At 48.1% G+C, this 19,511-nt stretch carries 19 protein-coding genes; all 19 read left to right on the top strand.

Going from position 1 to position 19,511, the window contains the following annotated elements:
* The first annotated feature begins 189 nt into the window (after window positions 1-189).
* The 19 genes from rimP to dapA all read left to right on the top strand — a co-directional run bounded on the left by rimP (window position 190) and on the right by dapA (window position 19,188).
* Window positions 190-651 (top strand): ribosome maturation factor RimP, encoded by a 462-nt coding sequence (gene rimP, locus ACWXW9_RS06455; RefSeq protein WP_014281118.1) that lies wholly within the window; start codon window positions 190-192, stop codon window positions 649-651.
* Between the two features lie 100 nt (window positions 652-751).
* Window positions 752-1,849, top strand: coding sequence for a transcription termination factor NusA (gene nusA / locus ACWXW9_RS06460; protein ID WP_013309927.1), 1,098 nt, complete (start codon window positions 752-754; stop codon window positions 1,847-1,849).
* A 23-nt stretch (window positions 1,850-1,872) separates the two neighbouring features.
* A complete protein-coding gene (gene rnpM / locus ACWXW9_RS06465) occupies window positions 1,873-2,181 on the top strand; it encodes an RNase P modulator RnpM (RefSeq protein ID WP_007430067.1) in 309 nt (102 codons plus the stop codon).
* Entirely contained in the window at window positions 2,174-2,497 is a 324-nt protein-coding gene (locus ACWXW9_RS06470) for a L7Ae/L30e/S12e/Gadd45 family ribosomal protein (RefSeq protein WP_013309928.1), read from the top strand. Before rnpM ends, ACWXW9_RS06470 begins: the two co-directional genes overlap by 8 nt.
* Window positions 2,490-5,054: a translation initiation factor IF-2 gene (infB, locus tag ACWXW9_RS06475; RefSeq protein WP_494928751.1), complete on the top strand. Its 2,565-nt coding sequence runs from the start codon at window positions 2,490-2,492 to the stop codon at window positions 5,052-5,054. Before ACWXW9_RS06470 ends, infB begins: the two co-directional genes overlap by 8 nt.
* Window positions 5,055-5,074: 20 nt before the next feature.
* The gene (gene rbfA, locus ACWXW9_RS06480; protein ID WP_014281122.1) at window positions 5,075-5,425 is read left to right on the top strand and encodes a 30S ribosome-binding factor RbfA; all 351 of its coding nucleotides are present in this window, start codon (window positions 5,075-5,077) and stop codon (window positions 5,423-5,425) included.
* Window positions 5,426-5,477: 52 nt separating this feature from the next.
* Window positions 5,478-6,455 carry a DHH family phosphoesterase gene (locus ACWXW9_RS06485; RefSeq protein WP_494928752.1) on the top strand — a complete coding sequence of 326 codons (978 nt, stop codon included), beginning with the start codon at window positions 5,478-5,480 and terminating at the stop codon, window positions 6,453-6,455.
* The gene (truB, locus tag ACWXW9_RS06490) at window positions 6,452-7,387 is read left to right on the top strand and encodes a tRNA pseudouridine(55) synthase TruB (RefSeq protein WP_494928753.1); all 936 of its coding nucleotides are present in this window, start codon (window positions 6,452-6,454) and stop codon (window positions 7,385-7,387) included. Before ACWXW9_RS06485 ends, truB begins: the two co-directional genes overlap by 4 nt.
* A 57-nt stretch (window positions 7,388-7,444) precedes the next feature.
* Complete coding sequence (locus tag ACWXW9_RS06495; protein ID WP_494928754.1) at window positions 7,445-8,383, top strand: bifunctional riboflavin kinase/FAD synthetase; 939 nt, start codon at window positions 7,445-7,447, stop codon at window positions 8,381-8,383.
* A 132-nt stretch (window positions 8,384-8,515) separates the two neighbouring features.
* Window positions 8,516-8,785, top strand: a complete 270-nt coding sequence (rpsO, locus tag ACWXW9_RS06500) for a 30S ribosomal protein S15 (RefSeq protein WP_014281126.1) — start codon at window positions 8,516-8,518, stop codon at window positions 8,783-8,785.
* A gap of 246 nt (window positions 8,786-9,031) precedes the next feature.
* A complete protein-coding gene (gene pnp, locus ACWXW9_RS06505; protein ID WP_494928755.1) occupies window positions 9,032-11,134 on the top strand; it encodes a polyribonucleotide nucleotidyltransferase in 2,103 nt (700 codons plus the stop codon).
* A 233-nt stretch (window positions 11,135-11,367) separates the two neighbouring features.
* Entirely contained in the window at window positions 11,368-12,372 is a 1,005-nt protein-coding gene (locus ACWXW9_RS06510) for a polysaccharide deacetylase family protein (RefSeq protein WP_494928756.1), read from the top strand.
* A gap of 66 nt (window positions 12,373-12,438) precedes the next feature.
* Window positions 12,439-13,704 carry a M16 family metallopeptidase gene (locus tag ACWXW9_RS06515; protein WP_494928757.1) on the top strand — a complete coding sequence of 422 codons (1,266 nt, stop codon included), beginning with the start codon at window positions 12,439-12,441 and terminating at the stop codon, window positions 13,702-13,704.
* The gene (gene dut, locus ACWXW9_RS06520; RefSeq protein WP_494928758.1) at window positions 13,682-14,128 is read left to right on the top strand and encodes a dUTP diphosphatase; all 447 of its coding nucleotides are present in this window, start codon (window positions 13,682-13,684) and stop codon (window positions 14,126-14,128) included. The genes ACWXW9_RS06515 and dut overlap by 23 nt, the downstream gene beginning before the upstream one ends.
* A 222-nt stretch (window positions 14,129-14,350) precedes the next feature.
* Entirely contained in the window at window positions 14,351-15,247 is an 897-nt protein-coding gene (gene dpsA, locus ACWXW9_RS06525; RefSeq protein WP_494928759.1) for a dipicolinate synthase subunit DpsA, read from the top strand.
* The gene (locus tag ACWXW9_RS06530; RefSeq protein WP_044644831.1) at window positions 15,247-15,840 is read left to right on the top strand and encodes a dipicolinate synthase subunit B; all 594 of its coding nucleotides are present in this window, start codon (window positions 15,247-15,249) and stop codon (window positions 15,838-15,840) included. Before dpsA ends, ACWXW9_RS06530 begins: the two co-directional genes overlap by 1 nt.
* A gap of 134 nt (window positions 15,841-15,974) precedes the next feature.
* Window positions 15,975-17,012: an aspartate-semialdehyde dehydrogenase gene (locus ACWXW9_RS06535; protein ID WP_494928760.1), complete on the top strand. Its 1,038-nt coding sequence runs from the start codon at window positions 15,975-15,977 to the stop codon at window positions 17,010-17,012.
* Between the two features lie 36 nt (window positions 17,013-17,048).
* Window positions 17,049-18,266 (top strand): aspartate kinase, encoded by a 1,218-nt coding sequence (gene dapG / locus ACWXW9_RS06540; RefSeq protein ID WP_494928761.1) that lies wholly within the window; start codon window positions 17,049-17,051, stop codon window positions 18,264-18,266.
* 40 nt (window positions 18,267-18,306) lie between these two features.
* Complete coding sequence (gene dapA, locus ACWXW9_RS06545) at window positions 18,307-19,188, top strand: 4-hydroxy-tetrahydrodipicolinate synthase (RefSeq protein ID WP_494928762.1); 882 nt, start codon at window positions 18,307-18,309, stop codon at window positions 19,186-19,188.
* Window positions 19,189-19,511: the final 323 nt, after the last annotated feature.

The raw sequence follows: 19,511 nt of genomic DNA on the forward strand, positions 1-19,511 counted from the left end.
TGATATACAGTTACAACGTGAAAAGACGATTTTTGGGCAGGAACCGGTACGCCGGTTTATTTGCAGTGAGCCCAAAATGAACATTACATCAAATGAAATGGAAAATGCCGGTGATGGAGAAGCACTGTCCATGGCAATGGGGCGTCTCTTTTTCACCACAGGAAAGTTTACTTTTGGAGGTTATAATCTTTGAGCACACCAAAGATCAAGTCAGTAGTAGAAGAAATGGCCCAACCTTACCTCGATGAGCATGGTTTTGAACTGGTCGATGTCGAGTATGTCAAAGAGGGCAGCAATTGGTTTCTTCGCGTTTTTGTAGACAAAGACGGGGGAATTGATCTGGACGACTGTAGTATGATCAGTGAATACCTGGGTCAAAAGCTGGACGAAAATGACCCTGTTTCTACAGCATATTTTCTGGAAGTGTCTTCACCAGGCGCTGAAAGACCGCTGAAAAAAGCGGAAGACGTAACCAAAGCGGTAGGCAAAAATGTATTCGTTACTACATACGAGCCGATCAACGGCCTGAAGGAATTTGAAGGTCGTTTGCTTTCTTTTGAAGATGGGGAACTTACCGTTCAGAGCGGACAAAAGAAGCATGCCATACCTTATGACAAGGTGGCTGGAGCCAGGCTCGCGATCATATTTTAATTCGGATTTGACCGTTGCTGTTTGACATGTACTTCATGTTTTTTGCCTCGTGTGCCGACCAGAACGCAGGTGCATCATTTGAAAGGGGGAGCAGTAATCCATGAGTATGGATTTTATTGAAGCAATGAACGAGTTGGAACGGGAAAAGGGGATCAGCAAGGATGTGCTGTTTGAGGCCATTGAAGCAGCCTTGATTTCCAGCTACAAACGGAATTTCAACACCGCACAAAACGTGCGTGTCGATATGAACCGCAACTCGGGTGTCATTAAGGTATATGCCCGCAAGCTGATCGTTGAGGAGGTATTGGATCCTCGCACCGAGATTTCGTTGCCGGCGGCCCGTGAGATTAACCCGCATTTTCAGCTGGAGGATATTGCTGAAATTGAAGTTACTCCTCGTGATTTTGGACGGATTGCCGCACAAACAGCGAAGCAGGTCGTAACCCAACGTATCCGTGAAGCGGAGCGGGGATTGATCTACAACAAGTTTGTGGACAAGGAAGAGGATATTGTAACAGGGACCGTACAACGTCAGGACCCGCGTAATATTTATATTGACCTGGGTAAGGTGGAGGCGGTTCTCCCGTTGGGCGAGTTGATGCCTAATGAGAAATTCAGTCATCTGGACCGGATTAAGGCTTATATTACCAAGGTAGAGAATACGACCAAAGGGCCGCAAATCATGTTGTCCCGCTCACATCCAGGTCTGCTTAAGCGTTTGTTCGAACTCGAGGTGCCGGAAATTTTTGACGGTGTCGTTGAGATTCGTTCTGTAGCGCGTGAAGCAGGCTTCCGTTCTAAAATCGCAGTTCATTCTCGCAATGCCGAGGTAGATCCGGTCGGTTCTTGTGTAGGACCGAGAGGAACACGGGTGCAGACGATTGTGAATGAGTTGCGTGGTGAAAAAATCGACATTGTGCGTTATTCCGATAATGTTGACGAGTATGTGGCTAATGCGCTGAGCCCGTCTAAGGTGCTTGAGGTGCAGGTGTTTGAAGAAGAAAAAATGGCGCGTGTCATCGTGCCGGATTATCAGCTTTCTCTGGCCATTGGTATCAAAGGGCAAAATGCCCGCCTTGCTGCCAAGCTTACTGGCTGGAAAATTGATATCAAGAGCGAAACGCAGGCGGAGGAAGAACTCGGCAGACCAAGAACATCCACCGATGAAATGCATCAGGATTCCGTTTCTGTAGATTAAACGGAGTGTAGGGGGGTTAATGCATGAAACAGAGAAAGATACCTTTGCGCAAGTGTGTGGCCTGTCATGAAATGATGCCTAAGAAGCAGTTGATCCGTGTCGTCAAAACCCCTGAAGACGAAGTGCTGATTGACTTGACTGGCAAAAAGTCGGGACGCGGCGCTTACTTGTGCGGCAAAGCCGCCTGCTTCAAGCTTGCTCAAAAAAGCAAGGCACTGGATCGGGCATTGAAGCACTCGGTTCATCCTGATATTTATGAGCAGCTAAGTCGTGATTTTGCTGCCGTCGAGGAAGAATTCCTGGCGGCACAAGGCAGCGTGCAGGATGAATAAGGCGCTGTCTGGATTGGGCCTTGCTATGAGAGCTGGCAAGCTGCTAACAGGTGATGAGATCGTTTATAAAGCGATCAGGTCTTCAGAAGCCAAGCTGGTCATTCTTGCGAAAGATGCTTCAATGAATACTCAAAAGAAATTCCGCGACAAATGCGGGACGTACAAAATCCCCTTATTGATAGGATTTGACCGGGAAAGCTTGGGAAGCAGTATCGGCAAGCCTGAACGGGTTGTGCTGGCTGTGACGGATCAAGGATTCGCGAAATTGATCAAGAAACATGCGGGGATAATGTCGGAGGTGGAGTATATTGAGTAAACAAGAAAGCAAAGACAAAGTGCGGGTATACGAATACGCCAAATCGTTGAACATGAGCAGCAAAGAAATTATCACCATTCTTAAACGGCTGGATATTCCCGTGAACAACCATATGAGCGTCATGGAACACGATGCCGTGGGTAAAGTGGAAAAATTTTTTAAGGATATTAAATCCAATGCTGCGGCCAAGCAAGGCGGAGCAGGTACGGCGCAAGTAAGCTCGAACCAGGCCGGTTCAAGCCAGAATATTAATCATTCAACTGAGCAAACCAAAAATCAACAGGAAAAGCAGGTAAGTATGAATAGGACAAACAACAACCAAAACAGTAACCGAAGCAGCGCTCCAAAAGCGCAAGGCAGTCAGCAGGGCGGTCAAAACCGCAGTCAACAGAGTACAAGCAGACCAAGTGGACAACAAGGTAGCCAGAACCGCAGTGGCAGCCAGCAACAGGGAGGACAACAGCGCCCAAGCACTAACACGGGTTCACGTCCTCAAGGCAGCCAAAGCACCAACTCACGTCCACAAGGGAGCAGTCAAGGTGGTACGGCAGTAAGAACGGCATCATCCACGGGAGGCAGTAATGCAAACCGTAGCGGTGGTGGCAACCGTACAGGCAGCAATTCCAATAACGGCACTAACCGTTCCGGTCAAGGTCGTTTTGACGATAACCGTCAAGGCGGAGGTAACGGTGGTCGTGGTGGCAATAACCGCGGTGGTAGCAATCGTGGTGGTAGCAATCGTGGTGGGAAATTCAACAATCGTGGCAGAGGTCAACAACAGGAGCGCCGCGAGAAGATCGACAATACGCCTAAGAAGATCATTGTGCGCGGTGAGATGACAGTAGGCGAAACAGCGAAGCTTCTCCACAAGGATGCATCGGAAGTTATCAAAAAGCTGATCACGCTCGGAACGATGGCGACCATTAACCAGGAACTGGATATGGATACTATCCTTCTGCTTGCCGGAGATTTCGGTGTAGAAGTAGAAGTGAAAATTCCGGTCGAAGAGGATCGCTTTGAAACAGTGGAAGAAAACGATGATCCAGAGCTTCTGAAAGCACGTCCACCTGTTGTTACCATTATGGGTCACGTCGATCATGGTAAAACAACTTTGTTGGATGCTATTCGCTCCACTAATGTAACGGGCGGCGAAGCTGGTGGTATTACACAGCATATCGGTGCATACCAAGTTGAAATCAACAGCAAAAAAATCACTTTCCTGGATACACCGGGTCACGAAGCATTTACGGCTATGCGTGCTCGTGGTGCTCAAGTTACGGATATGACGATCATTGTTGTTGCGGCTGACGACGGCGTTATGCCACAGACAGTTGAAGCTATTAACCACGCGAAGGCAGCAGGCCTGCCGATTATCGTGGCTGTGAACAAGATCGACAAACCGGATGCAAATCCGGATAAAGTGAAGCAAGAACTGACCGAGTATGAATTAGTTCCTGAAGAGTGGGGCGGCGATACGATTTTCGTTAACGTTTCCGCGAAACAGAGAATGGGACTTGAAGATCTGCTCGAAATGATCCTGCTCGTAGCTGAAGTGAATGAGTACAAAGCGAACCCGGACAAACGGGCACGTGGTACGATTATCGAGGCTGAGCTGGATAAAGGCCGCGGTTCCGTAGCTCGTATCCTCGTTCAGAACGGTACCCTGAAAGTCGGCGATGCTTTCGTAGCAGGTAACTGTTTCGGACGTGTACGTGCCATGGTTAACGACAAAGGCCGCCGTCTTAAGGAAGCGGGTCCTTCCACACCAGTTGAAATCACTGGTTTGACAGAAGTGCCACTTGCTGGCGATCCGTTCATGGTGTTCGAGGATGAGCGCAAAGCTCGTGCTATCGCTGATAGACGTGCGATTACGCAGCGTCAGTCCGATCTGGGCAGCAACACCCGCGTAACGCTGGATGACCTGTTCCAGCACATCAAGGATGGCGAGATGAAAGATCTGAACGTCATTATCAAAGGTGATGTGCAAGGTTCCGTTGAAGCGCTGAAAGGCTCCTTGAACAAGATTGAAGTTGAAGGTGTACGTGTTAAAATTCTTCACAGCGGTGCAGGTGCAATTACCGAATCCGATATTATTTTGGCTGCGGCTTCCAATGCCATTGTGATTGGTTTTAACGTTCGTCCGGATAATCAGGCGAAATCTACAGCTGAAGCAGAAAAAGTGGACATTCGTCTGCACCGCGTCATTTACAATGTCATTGAAGAAATCGAGCAAGCCATGAAAGGCATGTTGGATCCTGAATATAAAGAAAATGTGATTGGGCATGCTGAAGTTCGTAACGTGTTTAAAGTAACTAAGGTCGGTACGATTGCCGGTTGTATGGTGACGTCCGGTAAAATTGCTCGTTCAGCAGAAGCACGCCTGATACGTGATGGCATTGTTATTTTTGAAGGTAAAATCGACTCACTGAAACGCTTTAAGGACGACGCAAAAGAAGTTGCCCAAGGTTACGAATGCGGTATTACCCTTGATGGCTATAATGATGTTAAGGAACTCGACATTATTGAAGCGTTCGTCATGGAAACAGTGGAGCGCTAACGGCAGAGAGGTGAGCATCCATGGCTAAAATACGTACAGGTCGGGTTGGCGAGCAGATTAAGAAAGAGCTGAGCCAACTCATACAGACCGAATTAAAAGATCCCCGTATCGGTTTTATTACAGTAACGGGTGTCGATCTGACAAACGATTTGTCCCAAGCGAAAATCTACTTGAGCGTGCTTGGGGATGAGGAGCAAAAAACTTCTTCCCTGAAAGCATTGGACAAAGCGAACGGTTATCTTCGTTCTGAACTTGGCAAACGGATACGGCTCCGCCATATTCCCGAGCTGATTTTCAAAATTGACGAATCTATCGCTTATGGCAGCCGGATTGAAAAGCTGTTAAGTGATATCGACAAGGATGAAAAATAGCAAGAGCCAGTTTATCTGAAGGAACCATGAACTGAATGTAAAGGAGACGGCAATGCATACCTATGAACAGGCGCTTCAACAAGCGAAGGAATTTATTCTGGAGCATGATGATTACCTGATCGTATCGCATGTACAGCCGGACGGAGACGCAGTCAGCTCCACCGTAACGGTGGGCTGGCTTCTCTCATGTCTGGGGAAGAAATTTACCATGCTGAATGAGGGACCTATCCCGAAGCGCATGGATTTTTTATGGCATGCCGATGAGATTATGGATATGAGCCAGCAACCGCCGGAACGAAAATACAACCGGATTATTTGCGTGGATTGTGCAGATTTCCGTCGTGTTGGTCTGACAGAGCAGTTTTTTGCGGAAGATGCTATCATTTTGAATATTGATCATCATCCAACGAATGATGCGTATGGCACAGTTAATGTGATTAAGTCGGATGCTGCGGCAACGGCAGAAATTCTTTTTGATTTACTGGAAAAGTTTGCGATCAACTGGGACGTTGAAGTGGCGACGGCTGTATATACCGGGCTGCTGACGGACACAGGAGGCTTCAGGTATTCGAACACTTCACCCAAGGTTATGTCTACGGTGTCACGATTGCTCGCTTATGGTGTAGACGGTCCTTATCTCTCCGAGAGTCTGCTGGAAGAAATGACCTTCCCGCAAATGAAGGTGCTGACCAAAGCGTTACAAACGCTTGAAATTTCGAAGGATGGTAAAATCGCCTGGGTGGTTGTAACCCCTGACGATATGAAGGATTGCGGAGCTGTTAATGAGGATTTGGAAGGTATCGTCAATTATCCAAGAAATATTCGCGGCGTTGAAGTAGGCATTTTCTTTAAAGTGATTAGTGATCAAGCGGTCAAAGCCAGCATGAGATCGGCAGGTAACGTTGACGTAGCTGCGCTTGCCCAGTCATTTGGGGGCGGGGGGCATGTACGTGCTGCCGGTTGCCGTCTGGAGGGTAAGTTGGAGGATATTATTGAGATCGTTGTAGGGCGGGTGAAGGCCGAGCTATGAAGCCGATGAAGCAGGAACAGGCAAATTGGGAAGGTGTACTACCCGTTTACAAACCCGCTGGATTCACCTCCCACGATGTGGTGGCCAAGGCTCGCCGTTTGCTGGGAATGAAGCGAATCGGACATACCGGAACACTTGATCCTCAGGTGACGGGCGTGCTGCCGTTGTGTCTGGGACGTGCTACCCGTGTAGTTGAATACATGCAGGAGCTACCTAAGGAATACCATGCAACGTTACGCTTGGGGATTGCCACGGATACGGAGGACCTTACGGGTACGATTACTGAAGAGTGTGACCGTCCGGTAGAGGTTACAGAAGAGGAAGCGAAAGCGGTTCTGGAGCATTTTGTCGGTACGATTTCCCAAGTGCCACCAATGTACTCTGCGCTCAAAGTGGATGGCAAACGTCTATACGAGCTGGCACGAGAAGGCAAAACCGTGGAGCGTAAAAGCCGTGAAGTGACCATTTATGAGCTGGAAATGACGGGATTCGCGGATACGGGATCCCATGTGGATATTTCTTTTCGTGCATTATGCTCCAAAGGAACTTATATTCGCACGCTATGCGTCGATATCGGCCGCGCCTTGGGATATCCTTCGACGATGGTCAAGCTGGAACGAACCATGTCTGCGGGGATTCCTGCAGATCGTTGTTTAACATTTGAAGAAATTGAACGCTACGTAGCGGATGGTAGCCTGGGTGAGCGGCTTATTGCCACTGATGAGGCCATTGACTATATGCCTGATCATACGGTAGCCGAAGTGAAGGCTGCTGCTGCTCTTCAAGGTCAGCGTTTGTCACTGAGCATGATTTCACCGCCTGTGACGGACAGCCAGCCCATCCGGTTGTACAAAGAGGATCGAACGTTTTTGGGCATATATGGACGGGATGAATCAGGGGCTATCGCGCCAATTAAAGTTTTTTTACCTTGAATTGTGCTATAATTTTGACGAAGTTAGTCAAATGATGTGAAATGCAGGTGAAATAATATGATTACCGTATCGTTATCTTATCCATTGAGCGATGAGCTTTTGCACCAATGGGGACGTTCACAGGTCACGGCGATCGGTCAGTTCGACGGTCTTCATCTCGGACACGCAAGTGTCATTCGCAAGGCTGTCGAGCTGGCTCGGGAACAGAAAGTGCCAGTATCTGTTATGACATTTCATCCTCACCCGAAGGAAGTCATGAAAAAAGGCGACTATGAAGGCTATTTGACCCCGCTTGTGGACAAGCAGGATATTTTAGCCGATATGGGTGTGGACGTGCTTTATATTTTGAGATTTGACGAGGACTTTTCCAAAGTCAGCCCTGAGGCGTTCATCACGGACATCTTGCTTCCACTGCAGATTCAAACGGCGGTAGTGGGCTTTGATTTCCGGTTTGGCTACCGGGGAGCCGGACATGAGCATACACTTCGGGAACTGGGAGGAGAACGTATGTCCGTCCACACCGTACCGCCATTCGAGCTGGATGGGGAAAAAGTGAGCAGCTCCAGCATCCGCCGTGCCTTGCAGACAGGGGATTTAACGCATGCCTCTCGCTGGCTGGGACGCTCTTACCACATTCGGGGTACCGTAATGGATGGAGAGAAGCGTGGACGCACCATCGGCTTCCCGACAGCCAATCTCAAGCTGGATGATACTTACGTGATTCCAGTCAAAGGCGTATATGCTGTGAGGGCACTGGTAGGTGAGCGTTGGAGAAGCGGGGTAATGAATGTAGGGGTTAAGCCTACTTTTCATGAAGGTGTGCTGAATCCTTCGTTTGAGGTTCATCTGTTTGATTTTGATCAGCAGATTTATGGTGAGCCTGTGCTGGTTGAGCTTCATCATTACATTCGTCCTGAGCGCAAATTCTCTTCGGTGGACGAGCTGATTACCCAGATTGGTAATGACGCACAAACGGCTAAAAAGCTGTTAGGCTAATTTATTTACATAAGACAGGCGCTGTGTTATACTGACTTATGTTGTGTAAACAACGATGAACCTTGGCTTGGTTGTCTGCTTTCACCGGCGGCTACGAGGCTAATGGCGATTATAATGAAGGAGGTGAACAGGATGGCATTGACTCAAGAGCGTAAACAGCAATTGATCGAGGAGTACAAAACTCATGAATCCGATACAGGATCTGCTGAGGTACAAATCGCTATCCTTACTGAAAACATCGTTAACTTGCAAAGCCACTTTCGTTCGCATAAGAAAGACCATCACTCCCGCCGCGGGTTGTTGAAAATGGTCGGTCAGCGTCGTAAACTTTTGGCTTACCTGAAGAAGACTGATGTTAGACGTTACAGTGCGTTGATCGAGCGTCTCGGACTGCGTCGTTAATTTTCAGACATGTAATGAGAAAAGAAGCCTGGTTGTTCACCGCTTGTCCCTGCTAAGGCGACGGCGGACAGCAGCCGGGTTCTTTTTTGAAGTAAGGAATTTTTTTTGACGTACAGATCCTTTAGAAGTGCGAGTCTAGTAAGGTTCTGGTGCTTATAATGCATAGGGCTTCTTATGAATTAGGCCCGCGCAGGAAATACTGGATATGTATAGAACTTTTACAATGGAATGAAATGGAGGGATACCATGGAGCAACGTGTGGAAATGCAGCTCGGCGGAAGAAAGCTGGTGCTGGAAACAGGACGTCTTGCGAAACAGGCCAATGCGGCAGTTAAAGTAAGCTATGGCGAAACGGTTGTTCTCTGTACCGTGACTGCTTCCAATGCGCCGAAAGATTTGGACTTTTTTCCGCTGACGGTGAACTATGAAGAAAGATTGTATGCTGTGGGAAAAATCCCAGGCGGATTTATTAAACGGGAAGGACGCCCGAGTCAAAAAGCGATTTTGTCCAGCCGTCTGACAGACCGTCCGATTCGCCCATTGTTCCCGGAAGGCTTCCGGAATGATGTACAGGTATTAAACCTGGTGATGAGTGTCGATCAGGATTGTGAGCCGGAAATTGCAGCGATGATCGGAACCTCGGCAGCACTTAGCATTTCGGATGTACCTTTTAATGGACCGATTGGCGGAGTCGCTGTAGGCCGTGTGGACGGACAATTCGTGATTAACCCGGACATTGCGCAGCAGGATGCAAGCGATCTGTACCTGGTTGTAGCCGGAACAAAAGATGCTATCATGATGGTAGAAGCGGAAGGCAACGAAATTCCGGAAGAAGTCATGCTGGAAGCAATCATGTTTGGACATGACGAGATTAAGAACATTGTGGCAGTCATTGAGCAACTGGTTCAAGTGGCAGGTAAAGAAAAAATGCAGGTTAAACTGCATGCTGTCGATGAAAAAGTGAACAGCGAAGTTCGTGCTTATGCAGCCGAACGTTTGGTGGAAGCCGTCAAAATTGTAGAAAAACATGCCCGTCAAGAGGCGATTGATGCAGTCAACGAAGAGACGGTTGCACATTTTGAAGCACAATACATAGAGACGCCGGAGCTTTTGAAAGACGTGAGCGAAGTTCTCTATGATATCGTTAAAGAAGAAGTCCGTCGTCTGATTACGCATGATAAAGTGCGTCCTGACGGTCGTAAGCTTGACGAGATTCGTCCGATCGAAAGCGATACGAGCATTTTGCCGCGTACGCATGGCTCGGGCTTGTTCACACGCGGTCAAACGCAAGCGCTTAGCGTTTGTACACTTGGCGCATTGGGTGATGTACAAATTTTGGACGGCATTGATTTGGAAGAAACGAAACGTTTCATGCATCATTACAATTTCCCTCCATTCAGTGTAGGCGAGGCTCGTCCTTTGCGTGCGCCGGGTCGTCGTGAAATTGGACATGGTGCTCTTGGTGAGCGTGCGCTTTCCAAAGTCATTCCTTCTGAAACTGAATTTCCATATACGATTCGTCTCGTTTCCGAAGTGCTGGAATCGAATGGCTCGACTTCCCAGGCTAGTATTTGCGCGAGCACACTGGCTATGATGGATGCGGGTGTACCGATCAAGGCTCCGGTTGCAGGTGTAGCGATGGGATTGATCAAGGACGGGGATCATGTTTCCGTGTTGACCGATATCCAGGGCATGGAAGATCATCTGGGTGATATGGACTTTAAAGTGGCTGGTACAGCAGAAGGCGTAACTGCTATTCAAATGGATATCAAGATTAACGGTATCGACCGTAACATTTTGCAGGATGCGCTCAATCAAGCCAGAGAAGGACGTCTGTTCATTCTTAGCAAAATGATGGAAGCCATCCAGACGCCGCGTGAGCAATTGTCTCCGTATGCGCCGAAAATTATGACGATGCACATTAACCCGGATAAAATCCGTGATGTTATTGGTGCGGGTGGTAAAATCATTAACAAAATCATCGAAGAAACCGGCGTGAAAATTGATATCGAACAAGATGGTCGTGTATTCATCGCTTCCACAAACCAAGAGATGAATGAAAAGGCGCGTTCCATTATTGAAGGTATCGTGAAAGAAGTCGTGATCGGAGAGATCTACATCGGCACAGTGAAACGGATTGAAAAATTCGGTGCGTTCGTCGAAATTTTACCGGGCAAGGATGGTCTGGTTCATATTTCCCAACTGTCTACTGAACGTGTAGCCAAAGTTGAGGATGTAGTTGCTATTGGAGATACGATTACGGTGAAAGTAACCGAAATTGATCAACAAGGCCGTGTCAATTTGTCCCGCAAAGCGGTTCTGACGGCTGAGGCTCCTGCAAAGTCTTAGTACCTGCATACAGCGGATCGCTATAACAGGAGTGCTGTTCGTTTTTTACAGAACACTCGGGATTAGAATAGCATCGTTTAACCTTTTGGAAAGAGGCAGAGCTACGTTTCTGGCTCTTTTTTTCATACATATGCACAAGCTGTGTCGAAGTGGGCTTTCAGGGGCTTGCTGCGTCATAGTTCTTGTCCTCCCTGCATACAATGTGGACAAACGGGCGGGAGGATGAAGGGATCATGAGAAAGGCAAAGAGAGCAGCGTGGATTGTAGCCAGTCTGGCCATTACGCTGGTGATTGGACAGTTTAGCGGGGTACGTGAGTATGTAAGCCAACTACATGCCGGATACAGCACGGAAACGAGTGAGCCCGAGGCTGCAACAACGATGGCGGTCGCGGTTTTACCTGATAATGCACTTATGCAGCGATTGCGATCAGAGGCTGCCCGGCAAAGACGGGAGCCGGTTGATGCCAAAGTCGATCGGGTATGGAAGGCTATTCCCGGCTATAACGGCTTGGAGGTTGACCTGGATGCGACTTATCGTAAAGCAATTGCGGCTCCAGATCGACCCATACAGTATGTATACCGGCAGCTTGCGCCCAAGATACATTTGAACCAGCTCGGTAATGTCCCGATTTACCGGGGAAATCCTGAGAAGCCGATGGTTTCTTTCATGATCAATGTGGCCTGGGGAAACGAGTATATCGTGCCTATACTGGATACGCTGGATCAGGAAAAGGTCAAGGCTACGTTTTTTTTCGATGGTAGCTGGCTGAAAAAAAATCCTGAACTCGCTAAAGAAATTCAAAAAAGAGGACATGAGCTTTCGAACCATGCATACTCCCATCCGAATATGAGCCGTCTGAGCAGGGAAAGGGCTACACAGGAAATTGAGAAGACACAAGTGCTTCTTCAGGAAATTTTAGGTGTGAAAAATAGCTGGTTTGCACCGCCGTCTGGCGATTTTAATCAGGAAACTGTCGATTTAGCAGCAGGTATGGGGCTTAAAACAGTGCTGTGGACACTTGATACAGTGGACTGGAGGCATCCTTCACCGGAATCGGTAATTGCTAAAATCAGTAGCAAGGTCGAATCGGGATCACTGATTTTGATGCATCCGACAGATTCTTCATCGGCATCTCTCAAAGGTATGATTCGTGCCATTCGCAGCAAGGGATTGGTACCTGGAACCGTCAGTCAGACGCTTTCCCCTGATCGGCAGCTACCTGCTCCGGTTGAGTGAACGTCTTTTTTCTGTTAGGATTGAACATTATGGCAAAGTTTGCAATTCAGTTTAGGAGGGCCAATCATGGAAAGAATTCAACTCAAAAACGGCCTAAGAGTGGTCATTGAAAAAATTCCAACCGTGCGTTCCGTTTCTTTCGGCATATGGGTTAAAACCGGCTCCCGAAATGAAACCCCGGACAATAACGGTATTTCTCATTTTATTGAACACATGCTTTTCAAAGGAACAGAGCGTTTTGACGCGAAGGAAATTGCCGAGCAATTTGACGCCATCGGAGGAAATGTTAATGCATTCACTTCGAAGGAATATACGTGCTATTATGCAAAAGTGCTGGATGAGCATCTGCCGATTGCCGTTGATGTACTGTCCGATATGTTTTTTAATTCTAAATTAGATCATGAAGAGCTGGCAAAAGAGAAGAACGTGATCCTGGAGGAAATCTCTATGTACGAGGACACACCGGACGATATGGTGCATGATCTCTTATCCCGCGCAGCCTATGGCGACCATCCGCTGGCTTACCCCATTCTCGGTACCGAAAAGCATTTATTAGCTATGGACAGCTCCCATCTAAGCAATTATATGGAAGAACACTATACAATCGACAATACGGTCATCAGTGTGGCTGGTAATATTGATGATAGTCTGGTAGAGCTACTGGAGCGTCACTTTGGGCACTTTGATAACCATGGAACAGCTTCGCCCCTGACGGTGCCTGCGTTTAACGGTGAGCTGTTGTATCATGAAAAGGCAACGGAGCAGAATCATATTTGCTTGTCCCTACCCGGATTTGCAACAGGTGACGATCTACAGTATGCTATGGTATTGCTGAACAACGCGATCGGCGGCGGTATGAGCTCACGTCTGTTCCAGGAAATTCGGGAAAAGCGCGGGCTGGCTTACTCGGTCTATTCCTACAATAGCTCCCACGCGGACAGTGGTATGTTTACCCTTTATGCCGGTACAGCTCCCAAGCAGACGAAGGATGTGCTGGATCTGACGCTTGAACTACTACGTGATGTGGCTGTCAAGGGACTGGACGATAACGAGCTTCGTAAGGGCAAGGAGCAGTTAAAAGGAAGCCTGATTTTAAGCCTTGAGGGCACAGGAAGCCGGATGAATCGTCTTGGGAAAAATGAGTTGATGCTAGGGCAGCATTACACGCTGGATCAAATGATCGAACACATTGAGCAAGTGACAGCCGATGATGTGAACAAGGTACTGGACCGGATGTTCTCGGAGCCGTTTGCCCTGTCGATGGTTGGAGCGAGTGATTCAGCGGTTAAGGATATGAGGAGGGACTATTTTGTTAACTTACGTGGAAATTAACAGACTTGGGGGCAATGAGGATATTGAACTGCCCCGTAAAATGTCAGAGCTTGCATCCGGGTTTGACCTGTATGCTGCAGTGCAAGAGGACTTAGTTCTGGAACCAGGCAAGCGTTGTCTTGTTCCAACCGGATTGGCTATAGCAATGCCGGCAGGACTGGAGGCACAAATCCGTCCGCGTAGCGGACTGGCTCTCAAGCATGGTATTACCTGTCTCAACACACCGGGCACCATTGATGCGGATTATCGTGGGGAGATTAAGGTACTGCTTATCAATTTGGGCGAGGAACCATTCACGATTACGCGTAATGAGCGAATTGCACAAATGGTATTTCAGGCTGTACCTGAGGTAGAACTGAAACAGGTAGACCATTTGTCTGAAACGGTGCGTGGTGTTGGAGGCTTCGGCCATACCGGTCGCTAAGTTCACAGTTTCTTTTTAAACGGCTGAATGTCACGGTATTAATCAGCATTTTGGGGAATGTAACGGAATTGTCGATTTTAAAGCTGGAGCATAAATAGCATATGAAAATGGATACACATGGAAGCCGTCCCGAATAGGGGCGGTTTTTTTGTGTTTCTTCACCTATCTATGGGTGCCTGCATAGACTAAAAGCATATCGTGTCTCGGAAAGGAGTGATCCGGATGCTAACAGGAATACGCATTGTTGTATTGGGTGGCGATGCGAGGCAGCTTGAGGTAATCCGCAAATGTGTAGACATGGATGCTACCGTCAGCGTGGTCGGCTTTGACCAGCTTGAAGAGCCACTCAGAGGAGCATCACGGGAGTCGTTGTCTGTCAAGCTGCTGGAATCGGCAGATGCGCTAGTGTTGCCAGTGGTGGGATGCGATGAGGAAGGCAATGTGAATGCGCTTTTCGGAGCGCAAAAGCTGCAGTTTCTGAATGAGCACGCCGCTGCTCTTCCGCCACACTGCGTCGTATATACGGGGATGGCGCGGACGTACTTAAAAGAAATTTGTGCCAGACATGATTTAAAGCTGGTGGAGCTGTTGGAAAGAGACGATGTGGCCATATATAACTCAATACCTACGGCGGAAGGCGCACTGATGATGGCGATTCAGCATACGGATTTTACGATTCATGGTGCAAATTGTGTGGTTCTGGGCATGGGACGGACTGGATTTACCATGGCAAGGGCGCTACAAGGATTGGGAGCCAAAGTGAAGGTCGGGGTACGTCGGGCGGAGGATGCGGCAAGAGCGGTGGAAATGGGCTGGAAGCCTTTTATGACAAGGGATTTGGCGAATGAGACTCAGGGAGTTGACTTGATTTTTAATACAATACCCTCTATGATTATCACAGCGCAAATCCTGTCTAAATTGCCACAGAGCACCGTGATTATTGACCTTGCTTCCGCCCCGGGCGGATGTGATTTCCGTTTTGCGGAAAAGCGTGGAATCACGGCAATGCTCGCCCCCGGCCTTCCCGGTATTGTCGCTCCCAAAACTGCTGGTGCCATTATAGCGAATACGCTGGTGCAGTTGTTAATGGAAGATAATCCTGATCGGGGGGATGCGTAATGAGTTGGCAAGGGAAAACGGTAGGTTATGCAATTACAGGCTCACACTGCACATTTGAAGAGGTTATGCCTGTGATACAGCGTTTTGTTGACGAGGGTGCGAAGGTCGTTCCCATTATATCCAATACGGTATTAACAACGGATACCCGCTTCGGTACTTCGCAAAGTTGGCAAAAACAGTTGAAAGATATAACAGGGAATGATATCATTTCTACAATTGTGGAGGCTGAGCCACTGGGTCCCTCCCAAATACTCGATGTACTGGTGATTGCGCCCTTGACGGGGAATTCGATGAGTAAGCTGGCGAACGCCATGACAGACAGTCCGGTTCTGATGGCCGCCAAGGCGCAATTGCGCAACGGTCGTCCACTTCTTTTGGCCATATCAACCAATGATGGGCTTGGCTTGAATGCTGCGAATATCGCCAAGTTACTGGTAGCCAAAAATATATTTTTTGTGCCGTTCGGACAGGACAATCCAGTTAAAAAGCCCAATTCACTTGTGGCTGACATGGAGCTGATTCCGGAAGCCGCTTACGCTGCTATGCAGGGCAAACAGCTTCAACCGATGATTGTGGAACGCAAAACCCCATGATGTACTATAGTTAACTGCTGAGCATCCCTCGCCTAGAAGATGATTCGATGATGCATTGGGTCTGATTTCTTGTTGGCAGTGGATGCTTTCAGAATAAAAAATGGTTTTTTAGTCGAGAAGGGGAGATACACCAGATGAGCAATAGAAAGTTTAATGTAGCTGTCGTTGGAGCGACAGGCGCTGTAGGAGAACAAATCGTAAGTCTGCTGGAAAAACGGGATTTTCCTGTGGATAAAATTAAATTTCTTTCTTCGCCTCGTTCTGCCGGCACTTTAATTAGCTTTAAAGGTCAGCAAATTCCAGTAGAAATTGCAACCCCCGACAGCTTTGAAGGAATCGACATTGCCTTGTTCAGCGCAGGCGGAGACGTAAGTAAGGAACTGGCACCACATGCTGTTCGTCATGGTGCGGTTTGCATTGACAACACAAACGCCTTCCGCATGGACCCTACAGCTCCTCTTGTCGTTCCTGAGGTGAACAGCGACAAAATTGCCGAGCATCAGGGGATTATTGCCAACCCGAACTGCTCCACCATCCAGATGGTAGCTGCTTTGAAACCATTATATGATCAGTATGGCATTTCCCGTATCATCGTATCCACATATCAAGCGGTGTCCGGGGCTGGAAGTCGTGCCATTGATGAACTGAATCGTCAAAGTGCAGCGATCCTTAACGGTGAAGAAGTACACCCTGATCTGCTGCCAGTCGGCTCATTGCCGGTGAAGCATCAGATCGCTTTCAATGCTATCCCGCAAATCGACAAATTCCAGGACAACGGCTATACACTGGAAGAAATGAAAATGGTTCGTGAAACGAAAAAAATATTAGATGATGAATCCGTGGACGTAACAGCAACGTGTGTCCGTATTCCTGTCGTATACGGACACTCGGAATCCGTCTATGTAGAGCTTAAAAAAGATTATGATTTGGAAGAAATCCGCAATCTACTTGCTTCGGCACCGGGTGTAACACTGGTAGACGATCCTGCTGCGCAGCTCTATCCGCTGGCATCCGAAGCCGCAGGGAAACCTGACGTATTCGTAGGACGTGTACGCCGTGATTTGGGCAACAGCCGTGGATTGAATCTGTGGGTCGTATCCGACAACCTGCTCAAGGGAGCGGCATGGAACGCGGTGCAAATCGCCGAGATTATTGCTGCAAATGCGGAGTAAAGTTCCTGAAGCGGGGAGTAAGATGGGGGAAAAACAATGAGTATTTTAGTTCAGAAATTCGGGGGCACCTCGCTGTCCACACCCGAAGCGCGTCAACTGGTGTTGGGACATGTCAAGCGGGAGCTGGAACAAAATGTTCAACTGGTTGTTGTTGTATCGGCCATGGGGCGGAAAGGAGAGCCTTATGCCACCGACACGCTGCTTGATTGGGCAGCGTCTAACGGCGACAGTCTTCCTAGGCGCGAACGGGATTTACTGCTGTGCTGTGGTGAAATCATTTCTGCAGCTACATTATGCAGCCTGATGGAAAATGAAGGTATTCCCGCTACGGTGCTGACCGGGGCACAAGCGGGCTTTATTACGGATAATCAATACGGCAATGCTCGTATTTTGGATATAGAGCCAGACCGTATCGTGGAAGAGCTGAACCAGGGTCGTGTTGTCATTGTGACAGGCTTCCAGGGACAGACTGCAAACGGTGATATGACCACCTTGGGGCGTGGAGGCAGCGATACTTCCGCTACCGCTCTGGGTGCTGCTCTACATGCGGATATGGTAGATATATATACAGATGTGAACGGCATCTTGACCGCCGATCCGCGCATTGTAGAAAATGCAAAGCCGCTTGCCCATGTCAGCTATACGGAGATTTGTAATATGGCTCATCAGGGGGCTAAGGTTATCCACCCCCGTGCCGTTGAAATCGCCATGCAGGCGAATATTCCTGTTCGGGTGCGTTCTACCTTTTCCGAAGGGGAAGGAACGCTGGTCACCCATCCGGAGGGCTTTAAGGACGTACAGGCAGACATCGTTGACCGTTTCGTGACCGGTATTGCGTATGTCGGCAACGTCACACAAATTACCGTAGAATTAAAGCCTGGCTCGGAGCATTTGCAATTACAAGTATTCAAATCCATGGCTGAGCATGGAATCAGCGTCGATTTTATTAATGTAACTCCATCCGGGGCAGTTTATACCGTGTTCGATAATGATGGAAGCAAAGCGGTTGAAGTATTGAACGGACTGGGCCTGGAGCCTAAAATTTTGGCAGGATGCGCTAAAGTATCCGTCATAGGCGGCGGTATCAATGGGGTACCGGGCATTATGGCAACGATTGTGGAGGCACTGGCAGAATCAGACGTACAAATTCTTCAATCGGCAGATTCCAACACAACAATTTGGGTACTCGTAAAAAAAGAAGATATGGTGCAGGCTGTACGCGCATTGCATAATAAATTTGAACTCCATCAATAGGCGCAATGTCCGTGCTCGGACTTGCAAAAAAGGAGGCAGCATGGTGAACTTCGGCAGACTGATTACCGCAATGGTGACACCTTTTGATCAGCAAGGAGAGATTGACTGGACTGCACTATCCTCGTTGATTGATTATTTAATAGAAGAACAACATTCAGAGTCTCTTGTCGTATCAGGAACGACGGGCGAGTCCCCTACCCTGAGCGATGATGAAAAAATCAAGCTGTTTGCATTTACTGTAGAAAAAGCAGCCGGACGATGTAAAATCATTGCCGGTACTGGCAGCAACAATACACGTCACTCCATTCATCTGACCCGTGCTGCGGAGCAGGCAGGGGTAGACGGTGTTTTGCTAGTTGTGCCTTATTACAATAAACCGAATCAGGAAGGGATGTATCAGCATTTTGAAAGTATTGCAAATTCCACATCCCTTCCAGTCATACTGTATAATGTACCAAGCCGTACTGCAGCCAGCCTGACGGCGGAAACGACGCTGCGTCTCGCGCAAATCCCTAACATTGTGGGAACCAAAGAATGCGCGTCGCTGGCGCAGATCACACAGATTGCAGCCGCAGCTCCGGAAGGATTCTTTATTTATTCGGGAGATGACGCTTCCGGGCTGCCTGCTATGGCCGTAGGTGCTTATGGAATTATCAGCGTGGCAAGTCATGTGGTAGGCGCAGAAATGAAGCAGATGATTGATGCACTTGTAGGGGGACACGCACAGCAGGCAGCAAAATTGCATCAGCAGTTGTTCCCTGTTTTCAAGGGTTTGTTCGGCTGTCCTCATCCGCTGCCTAATCCGGTGGCTGTAAAATATGCGTTGGAGTTACGGAATGTTTCGGTCGGTTCTGTCCGGTTGCCGCTTATTCCTCCGACCGAAGAGGAAGCGGAATTTATTAAAAAGTTATTTGCCCGCTAATCGGCAAAAATGACTTTGAAATGTTAAATGAATATGGAAAATCATCCTTGTTAAAGGCAGCCGGGAGTAAAAAACCGGAGGATTTGTATAGTCTGACAAGGTACTTCGGCATGAGGGCGTTCTTATAGGGCGCCCTTTTTGTCGTACCTTTTAACCATGCATAAAGATAATTGAACAGGGAGTAATGGTTTTAGACGGGAGCGGGAAACCTATTCGTAACGAACAGGATGACTTGTTTTTTCTTATTTTAATCATGTATAATGAGGTCAAGTGACTGGGTGCGGTATTCTTTTGAAAATTAAATAAATAAATCAAGGTACGAC

It is taken from the genome of Paenibacillus sp. LT-B23, from assembly GCF_059417685.1.